The organism is Crossiella sp. SN42, assembly GCF_023897065.1.
GTDB lineage: Bacteria > Actinomycetota > Actinomycetes > Mycobacteriales > Pseudonocardiaceae > Crossiella.
The window spans coordinates 95,354-118,269 of sequence record NZ_JAMHIV010000033.1 but is presented as its reverse complement, the minus strand read 5'-3'; the positions used below and the strand labels follow the sequence as shown (position 1 = coordinate 118,269).

Here is a 22,916-nt window from a genome sequence, read left to right as displayed (position 1 = left end):
GACAAACACGGCGCTCTCCCGGTCCCGGTCCCCGGCACCACCCCGCTGCACACCTTCAGGGAAGCCCTCAAAGCCACCCTGCCCAAGGCGGAGGCCGACCGCCTCAACCGGATCCCCGGCACCGCCACCACCGAGCAGGACATCGCCAAGGCCACCGGCCTCCAGGTGCACGTGATCGAACCGGACGGCACCTTCACCCGGCACGGCGACCCGACCGGCCTGCCGGTGCACGTGGTGCGCACGGACTCCCAGCTGTACCAGGGCATCACCGAGACCGTCCACATCGGACGGCCGGGCATCAGCTACCCCGGTCCGTCCCGTACGGTGGCGCACGGTGAGGACCGGCTGGTGCACCGCGGCGACATGGAGATCGAGACCATCGGCGGTGAGCACTTCGTCCGGGTCTACACCGCCATCGTCAACCCGGCCAAGTTCCCCGAGCAGCCGGGCAAGCGGGTCACCTCGCCGTTCAAGGACATCCAGCAGAACCCGGTCAACGGGCAGCTGAGCATCTCGCCGGGCAACAACCCGCAGCTGTGGGCAGGCGTCGGTCGGCCGATCAGGGCGATGCAGTGGCTGGCCAAGTACGTGGTGACCGACGGGGCCACGCTCTCCCCGAGGTTGCGCTCCTTCCTGGTGCCGCTCAACGACTACCAGCGGATCGCGAGTGGGACCGCGGTGGAGGGCAGCACCGGCAGCAACCCCGCCACGCACAGCTTCAACGTCGACCAGCGGGCCGACAGCAACCAGTTCGGCATCGGAGGCAAGCACCTGGACGCGCTGATCGAGCACGCCCGGCCGGGTTCGCTGGAGACCTATCTGCCGTACTCGGAGACCCCGCCGCCGGACGAGCTGGGCGGGCGGGTCCGGCCGGTGGCTGACCTGTACGAGCGGGTCGGGCTGAGCCGGGAGTTCCGCCCCGACGTGCTCGGCATGGCCTACAACCCATGGCTGACCGCGAAGAGCGCGGGCGGCATCGGTTTCCGCAACGATCCGGGCGAGCTGCACCGGATCGCCTCGGACCTGCGCGAGCACTACCTCACCTGGCAGCAGAACCGGGCCCCTGCGGGCACCACGATCCCGGACGCGCTGATCCAGCCGGATGCCACCCAGCTCCCCGGCGGCACCACGACCCCGCTGCCGGACCAGAGCCCGACCACGCGGCAGCGGCGGCTGAACGAGTTCCTCAACACCGTCGGTCCCGGCAAGGAAACCGTGGCCGCGGTCGAGTCGCAGGTGCTCACCGCCAGCTGGGTCGTGGTGCGCGAACAGCTGCACAAGATGCCCACCACCCAGGCGGCCGACGCCGGAGCGGTGCTGACCGCGGTGCGGGGCACCCTGCTCGCCGACGGGCTGAACGCCGGACTGGCCGCGGTGCGCGTCCAGCTCGCGCGCAACTCGCTGGCCGAGTTCCAGAAGATGGTGGAGAACGGGCCGGGCAAGGTGAACAAGGTCCAGGTGTCCTTCACCGACGGTGTGCTGGAGCCGCTGGCCAGGGCGGTGTGGGACGGGACCACGGTGAAGAAGCGCCGGTTCGAGGGCATCGGCACCCAGCCGGACCTCAGCCTGCTCACCGAGCCGAGCCGGAACGCGCTCGCTGAGATCGTGCTGCCCCAGGTGAAAGCGGCCGTGCAGCGGCAGCTCACGCCGGCGGCCTTGCGGGAACTGGACAAGATCCCTGGCCGGGGCGCTGGCTGGCTCACCGGTGATCGGCTGGCGAAGTTCCAGGAGCTGGTGCTGCGCGATCTCCGCGACGACGAGAGCGACACCGCGCTGCAGATCGACCCGGCCAAGCTGCCGACGGACCTGCGGGAGCAGCTGTTCGGTGACAACGTGCCCGTGCCGGAGCTGGAGATCGGCAAGAAGCAACTGACCGAGGCGCTGGGACCGAAGATCATCAGCCCGGCCACCGCCGAGGCGCTGGCCGACTTCCGCGAGCAGAACCTGTTGGGCCGCACAGCCGAGGACCTGCGCACCCTGGTGCGGGAGAACGTGCTGGACCGGCTGAGCGCGGCCACCGAGCAGGCGATCAACGAGCGGGCGCTGATGCGGCTGCTGGAGCAGGGGCAGCGTGCGGAGCTGGCCAGCACGGTCGCCACCCAGGTCAGCGCGCGGGTGACCGAGGGGCTGAAGTCCTTCGTCTTCACCGACATCGACCCGACCAAGGTCGCCGAACTGATGGGCCGCCTGCCGGAGCTGGCCTCCCAGGCCGAGATCGGCGCGCTGCTGGCCGCGGACGCCGACCGGATCAAGGTCGACTTCAACTCCCGGATGTGGAACCCGGACAAGGTCGCCGCCGTGCTGGCGGATGCGGCGAAGTCGGCCAGGGGCACCGGGATCGATTTGGTCGCCTCGGTCGGCCTGAACCGGGTCGCGGTGGACTTCGACCGGCAGCGGTGGAACCCGGAGCAGATCACCGAGCTGGGCAAGCGCCTGGGTGCGGTGGTCGACACCCACGGGGTCGGCGCGCTGACCCTCGACCCCGACGCGATCACCTTGCGGTTCCCGGACGGCACACCGGGCAACAAGGTCACCGCGCTGACCCAGCTGCTGGACAACACGATCACCAAGTCCAAGCTCACCGGGCAGGTGCGGGCCGACTCCGCCACCAACCAGGTCGCGGTGGAGTTCAGCGGCCCGATCGTCGCGGACACGCTGATGGACAACCTGAACAAGGCGATCAACGAGGCAAAGCTCGACGTGCGGGTGGAACCGCGGCCGGCCAGGTTCCGGATCGACTTCGACGTCAAGATCAGCGACCCCGGCACGGTCAGCGACCTCAAGGCCGGCCTGGCCGAGGTGGCCAGGCAGGAGGGCGCTGGACTGGTGTCCACTGTGGACACAACGAACAACACCATTGGGTTCGAGTCCCGGCTGTGGAACCAGGCCAGGATCGACGGCCTGCTGGCGAAACTCACCCCGTTGGTCGAGAACTCGGGACTGGGCAAGGTGGTCGCCGACCCGGCCGCGATCGCCGTGCAGCTCTCCCGCCCGCTGTCGGATGCGGACCTGAACCGGCTCAGCGCGCAGCTCAAGCGGACGCTCGACCAGCGGATCAAGGCCGAGATCACCGCCGACAGCGCCAACCTGCTCACGGTGCGGTTCGCCTCCCCGCAGACCGACCCGGCCCTGGTCGCCCAGGTGCGGCAAGACCTCGCGGCGGCGAGCACCACGCCGGACCAGACCCCGACGCTGACACTGCGGCCCGGCCAGTTCCGGGTCGAGCTGAACAACCAGCACACGGACCCGGCGCGGATCGCCGAGCTGACTGAGACGGTGCGCGAGTTCGCCAAGCAGGAGGGCGTCAGCGCGCTGCTGACCGGCGAGGGCGGGCTCACCCTCGACCTTCGCTCCCGGCTGGCCGATGAGCGCCGGGTGGCGAACCTGACCAGGGGAGTCAGCCAGGTGATCGCCAAGGCCGAGATCGGCGGGCTGGTGACCACCACCGGCGACGGCAGGCTGACGGTGGCCTACCAGCCGAGGCTGCTGGGCACCGAGGCGGATCCGTTCCCCAACGACTACGCGCGCTGGCGGGCCGAGCAGGAGCAGACCCGGCTGACCCAGCGGGCCACCGGCGAGGCGCTGAAAGCGTTGCTGGACAGCGACGACACCCCGGAGCACAAGGCCACCGCGCTGGTCCAGCGGCTGATCGCGGACTTCCACGCGGACCTGGACCACAAGTTCGACGAGGTGTGCACCAAGCACACCCTGAAGCCGATCCGCACCCAGGAGACCAAGGACGCGTTCACCTTCTACGAGCACGCGCAGATGGTGCTCGGCCAGTACCTCAAGCTCACCACGCTGGAGAATGACGGCACGCGGTTCGTGCCGGTGGAGGCGCTGGCCAAGGCGATCCTGTTCCACGACATCGAGAAGGTCAACGCCAAGAACCAGTTCGGCGAGGGGTACGAGCTGCACGACCGGGAACCGGAGCACCTGCTCGCGGTGCAGCTGATGCAGCGCTTCCGTGGCCTGTGGAGCAGCGACCGGGACTTCCGGCTGGCCACCGCGATCGTGGACTCCGACCCGTTCGGCTTCTACCTGCGCGGCAAACTGTCCAAAGAGGACACATTCGCGTTCATCGACCGGCTGGCCGGCAAGTACGGCGAGGGCACCCCGGCCGAGACCAGGAAGCTGTTCGAGGAGTTCCACCAGTACTACCAGGCCGACTTCTCCTCCTACACCAGGTACAGCAGCTATCTCGACCGAGCTGGTCAACAGCAGACCGGGCCGAACCACTTCAGCAACCGGTTCGCCACCGACCCGCAGGACCGGCCGCTGTTCACCCCGGACGGCCGCACCCTCCAGTACGCCCCGCCTGCCGACGGCGTCCCGCCGCTGAAGCAGATGTTCGAGGACCTGCGCGCGCTGTTCGCCACCGACGAGGCCATCCAGCGGCAGCGCGCGGCCCAGGCCGCGGCCGAGACCCGGCAGGCGCCGACCGGCCCGCCCGCCGACACGACCGGCCGCGGCTGGCCGGAACCGAAGGTGGACAACGGGTCCAAGGTCGCCGACGACGAGGGCTGGCGGCACAGCGAACGCGGCACCGCGCCCTGGTTCGACCGCGCGGACACCGCGCTGAACCGCAACGACTGGGCCGAGGCCAGGCAGAACGCGCCGGTGCGCACGGTCAACACGAGTGTGCTCGACGTGCGCGGCGACGCCCGGTTCAAGGCAGCCGAGAACGCGCCGGTGACCAGTGGACTGGTGCCGCACTACGAAGGCCTGATCCGCTACGACCACCGGCGGATCGAGGTGCCGGACCGCGGCGCGGTGCAGGAGTTCACCCTGCGGGTGCACCTGGCCGCCGAGGGCAGGGTCACCCACGAGCAGGTCGAGCAGGTCAAGCAGCGGGCCCAGGACGGGGTGCGCAGGCTGCTCGACCAGGGCCACCGGCTGCCCGGCGGCGACCAGTTCGCCGCCACCGTGGAGTTCGTGGACCGGCCGGAACTCGCGCACACCACGGTCAAGGTCGGCGAACAGGGCCGGAGCACCCAGCAGCACTGGTCGGTCACCGCCTCGGACTCGGTGCTGGCACACGAGATCGCGCACTACTTCGGCCTGCCCGACGAGTACGCCGAACGCTCGAACCCCGGCCAGCCGGACACCGCCCGCGTGCTGCTGCGCCCGCGCGGCGACATCCACCCCAGTGGCGTGCACCAGGACTCCGGCCTGATGGGCGTGCGGGTGCACGAGGACGACGTGCAGCTGATGCCCCGGCACCTGTGGCTGATCAACCGGATCGCCCAGGGTGCGCTGCCGGTGCACGGGATCGAGCCGGTGCCCGCACCGCTGCGCACCCAGCTGGACCGCCACGGCGTGGACCCGGTCCCGGTCCGCGGCGGCACCCGGCTGGAGACCTTCGCCAGCGCCCTGGACACCGGTCTGTCCACAGTGGAGAAAGGGCCGCGGCGGCTGCTGCGCGAACACGCGGCCACCGCCACCAGCGAGCAGGCGCTGGCCGAGGCGGCCGGGCTCCAGGTGCACGTGTTCGAGTGCGACGGCGGCTTCAGCACCTTCGGCCCGCCCACCGGTGTGCCCGTGCACGTGCTGCGCACCGCCGACGGCCGCTACCAAGGGGTGGTGGAGAACGTCCACATCGGACGGCCGGACATCAGCTACCCCGGTTCCAGCCGGATCACCGAGGGCGACAAGCTGGCCGCCCTGCACCGCAGCGAGATGGAGGTCGAGACCATCCGCGGCGAGCACTTCGTCCGCCTCTACACCGCGGTCTTCAAGCCGGAGGACTTCAAGGACGGGCCGCTGGGCCAGCAGGTCCTCTCCGACTTCAAGGACATCCAGCAGGACCCGGACAGCGGAATGGTGCACATCTCCAGCGGCGCCAACGGTGGGCTGTGGGCAGGCGGCGGACGGCCGCTGCGCGCGGTGCAGTGGCTGGCCAAGTACCTCGAGGACGCGAAACAGCCGAAGATGCAGGCGCTCAATCCCCAGCCGGTGCTGCGCTCCTGGCTGGTGCCGCTGGAGACGTACCAGCGGTTCACCCAGGAGACCGCGGTCGAGGGGCACACCGGTTCGGTGCTGCACAAGAACACCGTCAACGTCGACCAGCGCGGGGATGGCAACCAGTTCGGCATCGGTGGCGGGCACCTCGGCCCGCTGATGGCCACCGCCCGCCCCGGCTCCCTGATCACCTACCTGCCCGCCGGTCAGGAGACGCTGGACCAGTCGACACGGGCCGGGCGGATCCGGCCGGTCGCCGACCTCTACGAGCGCTTGGGCCTGAACCGGAACTTCAGCCCCGACCCGGCGCGCACGCCGCTGGCCTACAACCCGTGGTTCGCCGCCACCCGCGAGCAGGACGGCACCGAGGTCTTCGACGGCTTCCGCAACGACCCGAACCAGCTGCACCGGCTCGCGGCGGACCTGCGCGAGCATTACTACACCTGGCTGGAAACCCAGTCCGGGCACGGCACCCGGTTCCCCGAGGCCCTGTTCGAGCGGGACGCCACCCAGATCCCCGGTGACACCGAGACTTCGCTGCCGGACCTCAGCCCGCCCGCGCGGGAGAAGCGGCTCAACGAGTTCCTCAACACCCACGGCCCCGGCGCGAACATGGTCGCCAAGGTCGCCGACGAGGTGCTCAAGCCCAGTGCGGGCACCCTGCCGGAGGGGCTCACCGCGCCGCCCGAGGCCGATCGGGGCCGGGTGCTGGCGACTGTGCGGGACCGCGTGGTGCAAGCCGTGCTGGACAACGGACTGCGTGAGCTGGACGCCTTCCTGCGCCAGGGCACCCCCAGCGGCACGGTGCCCAAGACCGACACCGCGATGGCGGAACTGGTGCGCAGAACCGGCAAGCCGGGCAAGAAGCCCACCTCCTTCGAGGACCTGGTGCTCAACCCGCTCAGTGACGCGCTGGCCTTCGGCGCTCCGGTCAAGGGCACCGACCAGCGCACCGGAGGCCTCGTCAACCACCCGGACCTGGCCCTGCTCACCGAGGACAGCAGGATCGCACTGGCCACCGAGATCCGTCCGCACCTGAAAGCCGCGCTACAGCAGCAGTTCCAGGACCTGAGCACCTTGCCGGAGCCGACCCGGGTCCAGGGCAAGAAGCAGAGCTGGCTCTACGGTGAGCGGGCGCGGGCCTTCCGGGAGCGGGTCGTGACCGACGCGCGAGGCCGCCTGGACGCGGTGACCCTGCCCGAGTTGGAGGTCAACACCGGCTCGGTGCCTGCGGTGGTGCGCGAGCAGGTGCTCGGCCCGGTGACCGACGCCGCGCTCACCGCCTTCCGGCAGCAGGACCTGGCGCGCTCCAGCGCCGACCAGCTGCGCGAGCTGGTGGTGGGCGAGGTGCTCGCGGAGCTGACCAGGCAGACCGAACAGGCCCTGGACAACCACCCGGTGCTGGCCGTGCTGGACCCGAAGTTCCAGCGGTCCCTCGCCCAGCAGGTGCCTCAGCTGGCCAGGGAGCGGGCCGAGGCGGCACTGGCCGGGTTCACCTTCCGCCAGGTCGAGCAGACCGAGATCACCAAGCTGATGGAGGGCCTGCCGGAACTGGCCACCCAGGCCGAGATCGGCGCGGTGCTGGCCGCCGACGTGGACCGCACGAAGATCGACTTCAACGTGCCCGTCTTCGACCCGGCGAAGCTGGAACGGCTGATGGCCAACCTGGGCAAGGCGATCAGCGCCGCGGACCGGGGTGCGACGGTGACCCTGGAGGTCCAGCGGTTCACCGTCCGGTTCGCCCCCGAACTCCTCAACCCGGCCAAGCTGGACGGACTGGCCGCGACGCTGACCAACGTGGCCCGGCAGGTCAGGCCGACCACCACAGCCGCCGCCGTGGTGGCCGGGGACACCATCGAGATCACCTTTGCCGACAACCGGTTCGACGCGAAGACCTGGGAGAAGACCAACGCGGACCTGCGCAAGGCCGCGGGCACGGTCAGGATGGGCGCCGAGCTGAACCCCGTCCTGGGCAACGTGGTGGTCGAGTCAACGGTCACGCCGGACCAGCTGCCCAGGCTGACCGAGAGCCTGAACCAGATGGCCACCGCCGCGGCCATCGGCGCCCGCCTGACCCAGGAAAACGGCCGCTTCACGGTGAGCTTCGACCAAGACCTGCTGCTCCAGCGCCCTGCCGCGTTCCCCAACAGCTACGCCGAGTGGAAGGCCAACCGGGAACAGGAGTGGCGGGAGCAGCGCGCCACCGGCGACCAGCTCAACCGGATGCTCGGCGAGGGCAGCTCCACCCGGGACCTGGTGGAACTGTTGCGCACCAAGTACCCCCGGGACCTGGCCCGCAAATTCGACGCGGTGTGCACCGAGCCGCGCACCCCGGACAAGGGCCCGGACCGCACGCCCAGCCAGCCCAACGGGCACACCTTCCACGAGCACGCGCAGATGGTGCTGGGCCAGTACCTCAAGCTCACCGCGCACGAGTCGCACGCAGACAGGTTCGTGCCGGTGGAGGCCTTCGCCAAGGCGATCCTGTTCCACGACATCGAGAAGAACAACGCGAAGAACCAGTTCGGCGACGGCTACGAGGTGCACGACCGGGAACCCGAGCACCTGCTGGCCGCGCAGCTGGTGCGGCGCTTCCGTGGCCTGTGGAGCAGCGACCGGGACTTCCGGCTGGCCGTCGCGGTGATGGACTCCGACCCGTTCGGCTTCTACCTGCGCGGCAAGCTCACCGCCGATGAGACCTTCGCCTTCCTGGACCGGCTGGCCCGCAAGCACGGCGAGGGCACGGCGGCCGAGACCAGGAAGCTGTTCGAGGAGTTCCACCAGTACTACCAGGCGGACTTCTCCTCCTACACCAGGAACAGCAGCTTCCTCGACGCGGACGGCCACGAGCACCGGGGGCCCAACGCCTTCACCAACCGCTTCCTCCCCGACGGCGAGCAGCTGGCGCGCACCCCGGACAACCGGCACTTCCGCTACTCCGGCGAGGCGGGCAACGACGCCAAGATGGCCGACCTCACCGCCATGTTCGCCACCGACGAGACCCTGCTGGCGCACCGGAACCGGCTGGGCAGCGACAGCCAGCCGACCCCGGCCGACCTCGCCCCGCCGGATGTGTCCCGGCCCGAGCCGATCGCACTGTCCACATCGGACCTAACGCTGGTGCCCACCGGTGAGGCCTTCCTGTTGCGCGACAACCACGGGGGCAGCTGGCCGCCGCTGGACCTGCCGCCCACGCAACAGCAGACCCTGTTGGTGGCCACCGCGCGCGGGCTGACCCCGGCCGAGATCGCCGAGGCCGCCGGCCAGCTGCCCGGCCAGGCGCGCATCGTGCTCACCCAGCGGGACGCGGCCTGGACCGCGCGCCAGCTCGCCGACCAGCTCGGCCGGCCGGTGCTCGCGGTGAACGGGACCAGCGACGGCGACGCCGTACGCGTCTTCGACCTGGACCCCGAGGGCTGGGCGCCCTACGCCCAGCTGCTGCAACACGTCCCCAGCAACACCGCCGAGGCGCCCCAGGTGGCCGCGGTGCTGCCGCCGGAGCGGTGGCTGGCGCCGGGCCACGGGCTGACCAGGGTGGACGAGCACACCTTCCGCTCCGGCGACACACTCGTGCGGGTGGTGCCTGCCGGACTGGTGCTGCACCACGCCGAGGATGTGTCCACTTCGGACGATCGCGGGCTGTGGAGCAGGCAGGCGGGCTCGGCCGGTCCGGTGGTCACCCTTGGCCTGGCCGGGACCACGCCGGAACGGCTGGCCGAGGTCCGCGCGGTGTGGCAGCGGCTGCGCGCACACCTGCTGGACCAGCCGGTCGAGGAACGCGAAAAGGCAGGCCTGCCAGGATGAACCGCACCGCCGCCACCTGCCTGACCGCCCTGCTGCTGCTCGCCACCGGGCTGCCCGCCGCCGCCCAGCCCGCGCCGGGCGACCCGGTCGCGCCGCCGCTCACCCCGCCGGGCGGCCTCTCCGGCAAATGCCTGCCCGGCTCCACCTCGCTGGTCGCCCAGGTGCCGTGGGCGCAGCACCGCCTTGCCCCGCAACGGGTCTGGCCGCTGACCAGGGGAGCGGGCCAGCTGGTCGCCGTGGTGGACACCGGGGTGGACGGCTCGGTGCCGCAGCTGTCCGGCCGGGTGCAGGAGGAGCTGGACGTCACCGGCAGTCCCAAGTCCATTGTGGACTGTCCGGGGCACGGCACCTTCGTGGCCGGGATCATCGCGGCCAAACCCGCCACCGGGGTCGGCTTCGCCGGGATCGCCCCGGATGCCCGGATCCTGCCCATCCGGCAGTCGGTGGGCACCTCCGACGGCACGGTCAGCGGCATCGCCAAGGGCATCCGGCTGGCCGTGGACAAGGGGGCCGGGGTGGTCAACGTGTCGGTCACCTCGGTCTACGGCACCGACGAGCTGCGCGCCGCGGTCCGCTACGCCGCCGAGCGCAACGTGCTGGTGGTCGCCGCCGCGGCCAACAACGCCCAGGACGGCAACCCGGTCAGCTATCCCGCGGCCTACCCCGAGGTGCTCGCGGTGGGCGCGATCGGCCAGCAGGGCAACCGGTCCCAGTTCTCCGAGGCCGGTGACTTCCTGGACCTGGCCGCGCCGGGGGAGGGCGTGATCAGCGTCGGCCCGCGCGGCCCAGGCCACTTCCAGGACAACGGCACCAGCTACTCCGCGCCGTTCGTGGCCGGGGTCGCCGCACTGGTGCGCGCCTACCGGCCCGAGCTGACCGCGACCCAGGTCAAGCACCGCCTGGAAGCCACCGCCGACCCACCGCCCCGCCGGGCCCCCGACCGGGAACTGGGCTGGGGCGTGGTCAACCCGCACAACGCGGTCACCGCCGTGCTGCCCGAAGAACAGGGCGCGCAGGCCGCCAAGCCAGGACCGGTGACGGTGCCCGCCCGCGCACCGGAAGGCCCCGGCGACCCGCGCGTCCTGCGTGCCGCGCTGGTGGCCGCCGCCGCGGTGCTGCTGGCGGGCGCGGCCGCCATCGGCTGGGTGGTGCTGCCCATGGGAAGACGACGCCGCTGGCGCGCAGCAAGTTCCGCTGGGGCGTGTCCGCCCGCGCTGCCGGAGGCGCAGGCCGCCGACATCAGCATGGCCATGACCTACCTGCCGATGGCGCTGGGCTCCGGCGCGACCGTGCTGCTGTTCGCCAACCCCGGCGCCGGGCCGGTCACCTACATCGCCTCCGGGCTGATGGCGGTCTCCACCATCGGCATGCTGGTCATGCAGCTCGGCCGCGCCGCGGGGGACCGCAAGCGCAAGCTCAAGGGCGAGCGGCGGGACTACCTGCGCTACCTCAGCCAGGTGCGCAAACAGGTGCGCAAGGCCATCCTGGAGCACCGGGTCGCGCTCACCTACGACCACCCCGACCCGGCCCGGCTGTGGACCATCGCGGCCGGACCCCGGCTGTGGGAGCGCAGGCCATCCGACGACGACTTCGCCGAGATCAGGGTGGGCACCGGCACCCAGCGCTCGCTGATCCGCCTGGTGCCGCCGGAGACCCGGCCGGTGGAGGACCTGGAACCGTTGTGCGCCAGCGCGCTGCGCCGGTTCATCCGGGCCTACACCTCGGTGCCGGACACCCCGACCGCGCTGTACCTGCGCGGCTTCGCCCACATCGGCGTCACCGGAACCGAGGACCGGCCGCGGGCCCTGCTGCGCGCGATGATCGCCCAGCTGGTCTCCTTCCACGCGCCGGAGGAACTGCGGATCGCGCTGCTGGCCGGTCCGGAGCGGGCTGCGGACTGGGCCTGGCTGAAGTGGCTGCCGCACGCCGCGCACCCCACCGACAGCGACGCCGCGGGCGAGGTCCGGCTCTACGCCGCCGAGCACGACGAGCTGATGTCCTTGCTGGGGCCCGCGTTCACCGAGCGACCCGGCTTCGACCGCACCGCGGCTCCGCACGCCCGCGAGCCGTTCACCGTGGTGCTGCTGGACGGGGCCGAACTGCCCGAGCACTCCCGGCTGCGGCAGGGCGGACTGCGCAACACCGTGGTGCTGGAGGCCGCCGCTGACCCCGAGCAGCTCACCGGCTGCGACCTGGTGCTGCACACCGAAGACGGCCGACTGTCCACTATGGACAACTACGGGCGCAGGCCACTCGGCCTGCCGGACGGGCTCAGCGCGACCAAGGCCGAGGCGCTGGCCCGCAGGCTCAGCCCCTACCGCACCGGTGGCGTCCCGGACGCCGCCGAACCGCTCGCCGCTGACTTCGACCTGGCCCAGCTGCTCGGCATCGGCGACCCGCGCGACTTCGACGTGCACGCGCTGTGGCGCAGCAACTCCCGCTGGGGCAAGCTGCGGCTGCCGATCGGCCTGTCGGCGGACGGATCGGTGGTGGAGCTGGACATCAAGGAGTCCGCGCAGGGCGGCATGGGCCCGCACGGCGTGCTCATCGGCGCCACCGGCTCCGGCAAGAGCGAGCTGCTGCGCACCCTGGTGATCACCCTCGCGGTCACCCACTCCTCCGAGCTGCTCAACTTCGTGCTGGTGGACTTCAAGGGCGGCGCGACCTTCCTCGGCATGGAACAACTGCCGCACACCTCCGCGGTGATCACCAACCTGGCCGACGAGCTGCCGCTGGTGGACCGCATGCAGGACGCCCTGCACGGTGAGCTGGTCCGGCGGCAGGAACTGTTGCGGCGCAGCGGGCACAGCTCACTGCGCGAGTACGAGGCGGCCCGCGCGCAGGGCGCCACCCTGGACCCGATGCCCACCCTGTTCCTGGTGGTGGACGAGTTCAGCGAGCTGCTGGCCAGCAAGGCCGAGTTCATGGACCTGTTCGTGATGATCGGCCGCCTCGGCCGCTCGCTCGGCGTGCACCTGCTGCTGGCCTCGCAACGACTCGACGAGGGCCGCATCCACCAGCTGGAGTCGCACCTGTCCTACCGGATCGCGCTGCGCACCTTCTCCGCCATGGAGTCCCGCAGCGTGCTCGGCGTGCCCGATGCCTACGAGCTGCCGTCGGCGCCCGGCAACGGTTTCCTCAAGTACGACACCACCACCCTGGTCCGGTTCAAGGCCGGTTACGTCTCCGCACCGCCCGCCGCCCCAGTCGTCACCGGCGGACCCGCCCCGCTGCGCCGCGCCGCCGAGGTCCGCCCGCTCGGCCTGACCCACCAGCCCCTCACCCCGGCCGAACCGGTCACCGGAACTGAGGAAGCCGCTGCGCCACAACAGGATTTCAGCCTGCTGGACGTCCTCATCGGACGGTTGCGCGGCCAGGGTCCGCCGGCCAGGCAGGTGTGGCTGCCGCCGCTGGCCGAGACGCCGAGTCTGGACAGCCTGCTGCCCGGCCTGGACCCCAGCCCCGAGCGCGGCCTGACCGCGCTGGACTGGCCCGGCCGCGGCCGGTTGCAGGCCCCGGTCGGCGTGGTGGACCGGCCCTTCGAGCAGGTGCGCGATCTGCTCATCGCCGACCTCTCCGGCGGCGCCGGTCACGTCGGCGTGGTGGGCGCGCCACAGTCCGGCAAGAGCACCCTGGTCCGTACCCTGCTGATGGCCCTCGCGGTCACGCACAGCCCGCACGAGGTGCAGTTCTACGCGCTGGACTTCGGCGGCGGCGCGCTCGGCGCGCTCAACGGCCTGCCGCACCTCGGCTCGGTGGCTGGCCGCCTTGACACAGACAGGGTGCGCCGCACCATCGCCGAGCTCAGCGCCCTGCTGGAACGCCGCGAACAGGACTTCGCCCGCCTGGGCATCGACTCCATGTCCGCCTACCGCGCCCTTCGTCGCGAGTCCACTGTGGACGATCCTTACGGCGATGTGTTCCTGGTGGTGGACGGCTGGTTCACGCTGCGCCAGGACTACGAGGACCTGGAGAGCAGGCTCTCCGAGCTGGCCTCCCGCGGCCTCGGCTACGGCATCCACCTGGTGGTCACCGCCAACCGCTGGTCGGAGATCCGGCCCTGGCTGCGCGACCTGCTCGGCACCCGCTACGAGCTGCGCCTTGGCGACCCCCTCGAATCCGAGATCGGCAGCCGGATCGCGGCCAGCGTGCCCAAGGAACCCGGCCGCGGCCTGACCTCCGACGGCCTGCACTTCCTCGGCGCGCTGCCCAGGGTCGACGGCGGCACCGGCGTGCAGGACCTCCAGCTGGCCACCAAGGTGATGATCGGCGAGCTGACCGCCTGCTGGCCGGGCGAACCCGCCCCGCCGGTCCGGCTGCTGCCCCTGGAACTGCCCGTGGCCGACCTGCCCGAGCCCGACGGCGACCTGCGGATCGCGCTGGGCTGGGACGAGCAGCGGCTCGCCCCGGTACACCACGACTTCGAGACCAGCCCGCACTTGATGGTCTTCGGTGACACCGAGACCGGCAAGACCGGCCTGCTGCGCATGCTGATCCAGGCCATCCTGCGCCGCTACACCCCAGCCGAGGCCCGCATCCTGCTCGGCGACGTGCGCCGCGAGCTGGCCGAGGAGGTGCCGGCGGAGTACAAGATCGGCTACGCGGTCAGCGGACCGGCACTGGCCGACCTGGCGGTCAAGGCCGCCGGATCCATGCACAAACGCCTGCCCGGCCTGGAGATCACCCCCGACCGGCTGCGCCGCCGCGACTGGTGGCAGGGACCGCGACTGTTCGTGCTGGTCGACGACTACGAGCTCTTCGGCGGCGGCATCGGCGGCCCGCTGGAGGTCCTCGATCCGTTCCTCGCCCAGGGCGCGGACATCGGCCTGCACCTGGTCACCGCGCGCAGCAGCTCCAGCGCGATCAGGGCGATGATGGACCCGGTGCTGCGGCGCATGTGGGAGCTGGGCAGCCCCGGCCTGCTGCTCTCCTATCCCAAGGAGGAGGGCAAGTTCCTCGGCGAGGCCGCGCCCCGTCAGCTGCCCCCCGGCCGCGCGCAGCTGGTCACCCGCCGCGGCGTGTCCCTCATCCAGCTCGGCCACTGCCCCGCCCCCAGCCAGGAGTCCCGATGACCACCGCCGCCCACCCGGCCGACCAGCTCTGCCGGCTCACCGTGGCCGCACCCGGCGGCCGCGCCGATCTCGCTGTGCCCCAGGACATCCCGCTGGCCGAGCTGCTGCCCGTGCTGCTCCGGCACGTCGACCCCGGCCTCACCGTGGCCGCCGGTGGCGAGCGGGAGTGGGTGCTGCAACGCCTCGGCGACACGCCACTGGACACCGACGCCACCCCGGCCGCGCTCGGCCTGCGCGACGGCGAGGTGCTGCACCTGCGCCCGGCGCGGATCCCGTTGCCCGCCATCGGCTTCGACGACCTCACCGACGGCGTCGGGGTGGCCATCCGGGGCCGGGCGGACCGGTGGCGGCCGGAGCTGACCCGGTGGCTGTTCCTCGGCCTGGCCGCGACCGCGTTGCTGGTGCTGCTGCTCGCGCTGCTCACCGTGCCCGGCCCGCTGTGGCTGCGCGCCACCGGATCCGGCGCGGTCGCGGTGCTGCTGCTGGCCGCGGGCGCGATCGCCTCCCGCGCGATCGGCGACGCCCCGGTGGCTGCCCAGCTCGGCCTGGCCGCCGCCCCCTTCGCCGCGGTCGCCGGATCCTTGGTGCCGGGAACGGGATTCGGGGCCCCCAACCTGCTCGGCGCGGGCTCGGCGGCGATGGCCGCCACCGTGCTGGCCGTGCTCGCGGTGCGCACCGCGGTGCCGGTGTTCCTGGCCACCGGGGTGGCCGCGGTCGCCGCGGCCCTGGGCGGATTGCTAGTGCTGTGGTCAAAACTGAGCCCGGGTGGCTCGGCCGCGGTGGTCGCCACTGTCGCGTTTGGACTGACCATGCTCGCACCCGGCGTCGCCACCAGGATGGTGCGCCTGCGCCCGCCGCAGCTGCCCGGAGGGGCCGAAGAGCTGCAAGAGGACATCGAACCGCTGTCCGAACCCGAGGTGCTGGCCAAGGCCAAGTCCGCCGACCGGCTGCTCACCGCGCTGCTGGCCGGTTCCGCCGTGGTGGTCGCCGCCTGCCTGCTGCCCGTGGTGGCGGCCCCCGGCTGGACCGCGCCCGCCTTCCTGGCCGCGATGTGCGCCGCGCTGCTGCTGCGCTCCCGGGTGCTGGTCAGCACCGGGCAGCGGCTCGCGGTGGCCCTGCCCGGCGCGGCCGGGTTCGCCGTGCTGCTGCACGCCGGGGCGCACGCGCCGCTGCCCGCGCTGCGCGTGATCTCCCTGGTAGGACTGGCCGTGCTGGCCGCGTTGCTGGTGCTCGGCGCCTGGCGACTGCCCGGCAAACGGCTGCTGCCCTACTGGGGCCGGGCCGCCGACCTCGGCGAGACCGCCGCCGCGATCGCCGTGGTGCCGCTGCTGCTCGCGGTGCTCGACGCGTACGCGCTGATCCGCGCACTGGCCGGGTGACCCCGTGCAGAACAAGCGAGACCAGTTGCAGGCACACCAGTTCGTCACCGGCAGGCTGGTGACCGCCCTGGTGCGCGGCGAACCCGACCAGCAGGACACCCCGCTGCGCCGCGCCGGTACCGGCACCCTCATCGGCGCGGGCCTGGGCGTGGCACTGTTGCTGGGCTACTTCGTCTACGGTCTCGTGGTGCGCGGCGGCAACACCAGCTGGCAGCAGCCCGGCGCGATCATCGTGGCCGAGGAGACCGGCAGCCGCTTCCTCTACCTGGACGGCACCCTGCGCCCGGTGGCCAACTACGCCTCCGCGCTGCTGGCCGCGGGGGAGAAGGCCAAGGTCCGCTCGGTGTCGGCGAACTCGCTGCGCGAGGTGCCGCACGGCAGGCCGATCGGCATCCCCGACGCCCCCGAGGTGCTGCCCGACCCGGCCCGGCTGAGCACCGCGCCGTGGCTGGTCTGCGCGGCCTTCGCCGCCAACCCCGACGAGACCAGCAGACCCGCCGTCGCCCTCGGCCTGGACACGGCCTGGCCCACCACGCAGGTCCCGGACGAGCAGGCCGTGCTGGTCCGCGACGTCAACGGCGAACTGCACCTGGTGTGGCGGGACCGGCGGCTGCGCATCGGCGGCGAGGCGGTGCTGGCCGCACTCGGCTACGCCAGCGTGCGCCCGCTGCCGGTGGACCCGGCCTGGCTCAACGCGATCGAGCCCGGCCCCGCCCTCACCTCACCCCAGGTGCCAGGCCGAGGTTCAGCGGGGTCCACTGTGGACGGACGCCCGACCGTGGTCGGCCAGATCTTCCAGACCCGCAACGCCGCCGGCGCGGAGGACTACTTCCTGATGCGCAACGACGGCCTTGCCCCGTTGTCCCGTACCGAACTCGCGCTGGTGCAAGGTGATCCGGCCACCGCGCAGGCCTACCAGGGCCGCCCGGTGCAGCCGATCGTGATCTCCGCGGCAGGCGCGGCCCAGGCCAAGCGCTCGGCCACCGGAGCCGCGCCGAACCTGCCCGGCACCCCGCCGCAGGCCGTCGGCGACCTGGGCGCGGACGGCCGCACCCTGTGCCTGCGCCTGACCATGGACCGCGCGGGCCCGATCGCCCGGCTGGTCACCGTGCCCCGCGGCCGGCTCGACCTCAGCCGCGCCACCCCCAAGGCCGACCCGAGGATCGCCGACCTGGTCCGGGTGCCACCGGGCTCCGGCGCGCTGATCGAGGCCCAGCCCGCGCCGGGCGTCTCCTCCGGCACCCGGTTCGTGCTCACCGACCTGGGGGTGAAGTACCCGGTGCCCTCCGCCGAGGTCGCCGCGCTGCTCGGGTACGGCGGCGCGACCCCGGTGCCGGTGCCGACCGGCCTGTTGTCCTTCCTGCCCACCGGACCGGCGCTCGACCCGGCGGCGGCCCGCACCGAACTGGCGGTCCCACGATGATGATCGGCACCCGAGGCAAGTCCCTCACCGCGCACCGGCTCGGCCCGGTGCTGGTGGTCGCCGCCCCCACCGGCCCTGCCGAACCCGCCCGCGCCCTGGCCCACCTGGTCGCGGGCCTGCCGGCCGAACCCGCGCACACCCCGGTGGTGCTCGACCTGCCCGACGCCCAGTCCTGGGCCCAGCTCCCCGAACTGCTCCGCGAAGCAGGCCGCCTGCGCCTGTTCTGCTCCCGGGCCGGCGCGGGCGGCGCGGAAGCCCCCGCCCGCGCCCTGGCGGAAACCCTGCACACCGAAGTCCTGGCCCCCGACGGCGAGCTCCTCCCCGTCCCCGGCGGCCTGTTCGTCGCGGGCGGCCGCTGGTGGCGCTTCCGCCCGTCCTGGTTCCCCGACCCGGCCGAGCTCCGCTATCCCACCCCCGCCTGGGAAACCGGCACCCCGATCGAGCCGTGGCCCGCGGGCGACGGCGTCCTCGCCGAACCCATCCCGGCCGGCCTCTGGCTGCACGCGGGCCGAGCCCTGGGCCCCGCCGCCGCCGGTGCGGCCCCCGTCTACGCCGTCCCCACCCAGCCCACGCCCACCCTGCTCCTGGGCGCCCCCGGCGAACCCCCACTGGGCACCGAAGCGATCTGCCGCCTGCTCGCAGAGTTGCCCGCCCCGGTCCGCGTCCAGATCCGCCTGGCCCAGCACGGCCCCATCCAGGACGGCGGCACCCCCGTCGGCCAACTGGTCGCCGACCGCACCGGCGCCGAGGTCACCCTGTGGACCGACCCGCTCACCAAGACCTGGCGCCCCTTCGCCACCACCCTCACCTATCGTCCGCGCACCAGCGGCGACCTCCCCGTCCCCGCCCTCCGCGGCTGCCGCCCACCGGCCCCCGGCCTGCCCGAAGCCACCCCCGGCACCTACCGCCTCACCCCCGGCGCGGTGGTCGAGATCGTCCAGTCCGGCCTGTGGATCCGCCCCCCGGCCGAACCCGCCAACGGCAACGAGGTCCGCGCCGTGCCGTGGGACGCCGAATGGGCCAGGGTCACCATCGGCACCCCCAGAACCCCGCTTCCAGCCGAGCTCGCCGAAGCCGCCGCCACCCTGGTCGCCCGCCTGGACCCGCTGACCCGCCAGGCCCTCCGCCTGGTGCCACTGGACGCGGGCCGCCCCGACGACCGCCCCCCGGCCGCTCCGCCCCGCCGCCAGTCAGTGCTGGAAGCCCTGTCGGCCGAGGAACCCGCCCAACCGGCCCCGCTTCCCGAACCGGCCCACGTCCCGATCGTCGTGCGCACCCCCGAACCGCCCCTCGACCCCGCGCCCGCCGCCGAGCCCGCCCGTCCGCCGGAGCCCGCCCCTGCCCCGACTTCCGCTGCCACCGCGCCCGCTCCGGAACCCGTCCCAACCGCTGCTGCCACCCCCGCCCCCGAGCCTGTCGACCCGCCGCAGCCACCTCCCGCACCAGCTCCCACCCCAACCATCGCCGAACCTGCCTCCGCCGAGGCCGCCCCCGCTGCCGCCGCGCCCGCCCCGGAGCGCGTGCCAACCTCCGCCCAGCCCGCCCCGGCCCGAACCTCCGCCGCCGTCACCCAGCCTGCCCCGGCCCCAACCTCCGCCGCCGTCACCCTCCCCACCCCCATCCCCCCAACCCACCACAGCACCCCGGCCGAACGCGACTGGCTCCGCCGCAGCCTCGGCCGCGACTACGACCGCATCGCCGGCCGCGTCACCCGCCTGCTGGCCGGCCTGCCCGGCCTCCGCTGCGGCGCGGGCGATCCGCCGGAAGTCGTCGTCGCCGACCTGGTCGCCCTGCTCGTCTACCTCGGCGCCGAGACCACCACCACCGACGACTCCCTGCGCGCCGGCCGCTTCGCCCCGGTGCGACCGTTCATCGCCTGCGTGGTCTCCGGCCTGCGCCGCCTGCCCGCCTACCGCGGTGCGGCGCTGACCGGCGCGACCCTGTCCGCCGCGGACCTCCCGGTCGGCTCGGTGCACGCCGAACCCGCCTTCCGCAACGCCTTCGCCACCCCCGCGATGCACCTGCCCGGCGACACCGAACTGGTCATCTGGTCCCGCACCGCGCGCCGCACCGGCGTGCTCGCCGAGGAGGACACCGACCGCTACCGCGTGGTCTTCCCGCCGGGCGTGCGGTTCGAGGTCCTCGCCGAACTGCCGGCGGAAGCCGCACGCCCGCGCACCCTGCTGCTGGCCGAGCACGTGCCCGGCCAGCAGGCCGCCATCACCGAACAGCTCCGCCGGGTGGTGGACCGGCGGGCCGCGGTGCCGGTCGAAGCGCGCAGCTCACCGGCCAACCCGGTCCGCTACGCACTGCCGTTCGGCTCCGCAAGCCGGTAGCCCGCACCCGCGCCCCAAGGCCAACCCGAAACCGTTTACTCTCGTACGGGGGATTGGTCTGGGGCTTAGCGGTGGTGGAGTGTTCGGGTTGTGACGGCTGCACCTGTTCCGCGGTCCGCAGGCCTGCTCGATCGGGACGTCGAGCTCGCCGCGCTGGCCCAGGAGTTCCAGACCTGTGCCTCGGGTGCGTCCCGGCAGGTGGTGGTGGAAGGCCCGGCCGGGATCGGCAAGACCAGCCTGGTGCGGGAGTTCCTGGACCGGCGGCGGCCGGACCGTCCGCTGGTGCTGCGCGCCCGCTGCGACGAGCTGGAACGCGAGTTCGCCTTCGGTGTGGTGCGCCAGCTCCTGGAACCGGTGCTCGCCGAAGCTGACGCCGACGAACTGGCCGCGCTGTTCGCCGGTCCGGCCGCCGCGGCGCGGCCGGTGCTGCTGGAGGCCGCCGCCGCGCCCGCCGACCCGCTGGCCGTGGTCTCCGGGCTGTGCGCCGTCACCGCGAACCTGTGCCGCAGCCACGACCGGGTCACCGTGCTCGTGGTCGACGACCTGCACGCCGCCGACGAACCCTCGCTGCGCTGGCTCGCCCAGCTCGGCACGGCCGCCCCGCACCTGCCGCTGCTGCGGCTGCTGCTGCGCAGACCCCCGGCGCAGCCCGGTCTGGCCGACGGGGTGGTGCTGCGGCCGGGCAGGCTGTCGGAGTCCAGCGTGGCCAGGCTGGTCGCCGCGGTCCTGCCCGCGCCGCTGGACCCCCGGCTGAGCCGGGCCTGCCACGAGATCACCGGCGGCAACCCGCTGCTGGTGCGCCTGCTGCGCCGGGCCCTGGAGCTCGGCGGCGGCGAACCCGCCGGCTCGGCCGCGGTGCTGGACCGCTACACCGGGCAGCTGTTCGGCAAGGCGCTGCTGGACTGGATGACCGGCCTGCCCGCCACCGTGCGCCGCTTCGCCGACGCCGCCGCCGTGCTCGGCGAGGAAGTGCCGGTCACCCTGCCCGCCGAACTTTCCGGGCTTACCGCTGACCAAGGCCAGACCTGCGCGGGACAGCTCACCGAGATCGGCCTGCTGCTGGACCGGACCCGGGTGCGCTGGGCGCATCCCGGCCTGCGCGAAGCCGTCTACGGCGGCCTGTCCCGCGAGCGCAGGACCGCCTTGCACCACCGGGCCGCCGAGCTGCTCACCGCCACCGGCGCCGAGGCCGAACAGGTCGCCGCGCACCTGGTCCAGCTCGCCCCGGCCGGGGACGCGCTGGTGGTGCGCGGTCTGCGCGCCGCGGCCAAACAGGCGGCGCACCGGGGCGCGCCCGATGTGGCCGCGGGCTACCTGCGGCGCGCGCTGGAGGAGCCGCCCGAACCGGAGGAGCGGGTGGACCTGCTGGTGGAGCTGGGGGAGTGCGAGGCGTTCACCCGCCCGGCCGCCGCGGTGCGGCACCTGACCCAGGCGATGGACGCCCTCGACGCCGGCGACCACACCGGCCTGCTCCGGCTCGGCGAGATCACCCAGACCCTCGCGCACAGCCTGGTCCGCGAAGCCAGGGTGGAGGAGGCGGTGGCGCTGCTGGAGCGGATGGCGCACCGGCTCACCCCGGCCGACCGGGAGGCGGCGCTGCTGCTGCGGGCCCGCGCGCTGGTGTGGTCCATGCTCTACGAACGCACCGCAGCCCAGGCCCGCACCGGGCTGGCCGCGCTCGCCGAGGGCCTGACCGGCGGCAGCGCGGGGGAGCGGTCACTGCTGGGCGCGCTGGCCTTCGCCGTGGCCGTCTCCGGCGGTTCCGCCGCCCGCGCCGCGGACCTGGCCGCGCGCAGCCTGGACCACGGACTGTCCCTGCTCGGCCAGCGGGTCACCACCGGACCGGTCTGGGTGCTGCTGTGGGCCGGTGACCACCAGCGCGCCGCGGCCGCCTGCGCCGCCACCCTCAGCCACGCCCAGCAGCGCGGCTCCACCTTCGAGACCGGCATGATGCTGTCCTGCCAGGCAGGCGTGGCCCTGGCCGAGGGGGCGCCGGCCGCCGCGGTCGCCGCCGCCAGCCAGGCCGCCGACCTGATCCCCCCTGGCGCGGACGGCTTCCCGCGAATCATCGCCACCGCGGTGCGCGCCGAAGCCCTGGTCGAGCTGGGCCGCCCGGCCGAGGCGCTGACCGTGCTGGCCGAGCTGGCGGGCAGCCCCAGCCTGGAGGAGTCGCTGCAGTACGCGCACTACCGCTACGCCAGGGGCCGGGCGCTCTTCGCCGAGGGCCGGATCGAGGACGCGCTGGCCGATTTGCTCGACTGCGCCCGCCGCCAAGCCGTGATCGGCAGCCGCAACCCGGCGATCTGCGACTGGCGCGGCTGGGCCACCCGCGCCCACCTGGCCCTCGGCGACCGCGCCGCGGCCAGGGAACTCGCCGAGCAGGCCATGACCGCCGCGAACCACTGGGACACCCCGCGCACCAGGGGCCTGGCCCTGCGCGCCCTCGGCCTGGTCACCGGCGGCGCCCAAGGTCTGGAGCTGCTGCACCACGCGGTCAGCGCGCTGCGCCAGGCCAACGCCCCGCTGGAGCTGGCCCGGACCCTGCTCGACCTGGGCGCGGCCCAGCACCTCAGCGCGCAGAGCAGGCTGGGCAGGCAGAACAGTGCCGAAGCCCGCACCCTGGCCGAAACCTGCGGGGCCACCGGCCTGGTCACCGCCGCGCACACCCAGCTGACCACCCTGCAAAGCCGCCCCCGCCGGCGCGGCAACCACGGCGCGGGCGGCCTGACCCCCGGCGAACACCGCGTCGCCGAGCTCGCCGCCGCGGGCCACACCAACCAGCAGATCGCCGACCAGCTCAGCCTCACCTGCCGCACCGTCGAAGGCCACCTCAGCGCGGCCTACCGCAAGCTCGGCATCACCGGCCGCGCCGAGCTCCGCGAGATCGACTTCCCGGGCTGACCCCTCGGCTCTCGCTTGATCCGAATCGGCCGTTCTGGTT

At 73.3% G+C, this 22,916-nt stretch carries 5 protein-coding genes and 1 pseudogene; all 6 read left to right on the top strand.

Features of this window, described 5'->3' with window-relative positions:
* Nucleotides 1–9,765, top strand: a pseudogene (locus M8C13_RS33815) (hypothetical protein); the annotation flags it as partial.
* Nucleotides 9,762–14,837: a type VII secretion protein EccCa gene (gene eccCa / locus M8C13_RS33810; protein WP_252484839.1), complete on the top strand. Its 5,076-nt coding sequence runs from the start codon at nucleotides 9,762–9,764 to the stop codon at nucleotides 14,835–14,837. The pseudogene M8C13_RS33815 and the gene eccCa, both read left to right, overlap by 4 nt.
* Nucleotides 14,834–16,216, top strand: a complete 1,383-nt coding sequence (gene eccD / locus M8C13_RS33805) for a type VII secretion integral membrane protein EccD (RefSeq protein WP_252484838.1) — start codon at nucleotides 14,834–14,836, stop codon at nucleotides 16,214–16,216. Before eccCa ends, eccD begins: the two co-directional genes overlap by 4 nt.
* A gap of 4 nt (nucleotides 16,217–16,220) precedes the next feature.
* Nucleotides 16,221–17,639 carry a type VII secretion protein EccB gene (gene eccB / locus M8C13_RS33800; protein ID WP_252484837.1) on the top strand — a complete coding sequence of 473 codons (1,419 nt, stop codon included), beginning with the start codon at nucleotides 16,221–16,223 and terminating at the stop codon, nucleotides 17,637–17,639.
* Nucleotides 17,639–19,975: a hypothetical protein gene (locus tag M8C13_RS33795; RefSeq protein ID WP_252484846.1), complete on the top strand. Its 2,337-nt coding sequence runs from the start codon at nucleotides 17,639–17,641 to the stop codon at nucleotides 19,973–19,975. Before eccB ends, M8C13_RS33795 begins: the two co-directional genes overlap by 1 nt.
* Nucleotides 19,976–20,065: 90 nt before the next feature.
* Nucleotides 20,066–22,876: an AAA family ATPase gene (locus M8C13_RS33790; protein ID WP_252484836.1), complete on the top strand. Its 2,811-nt coding sequence runs from the start codon at nucleotides 20,066–20,068 to the stop codon at nucleotides 22,874–22,876.
* Nucleotides 22,877–22,916 lie beyond the last annotated feature (40 nt).

Bases quoted from the DNA above. Each gene is read 5' to 3' on its own strand.
- eccCa (WP_252484839.1), top strand. From the start codon at position 9,762: ATGAACCGCACCGCCGCCACCTGCCTGACCGCCCTGCTGCTGCTCGCC.
- eccD (WP_252484838.1), top strand. From the start codon at position 14,834: ATGACCACCGCCGCCCACCCGGCCGACCAGCTCTGCCGGCTCACCGTG.
- M8C13_RS33795 (WP_252484846.1), top strand. From the start codon at position 17,639: ATGATCGGCACCCGAGGCAAGTCCCTCACCGCGCACCGGCTCGGCCCG.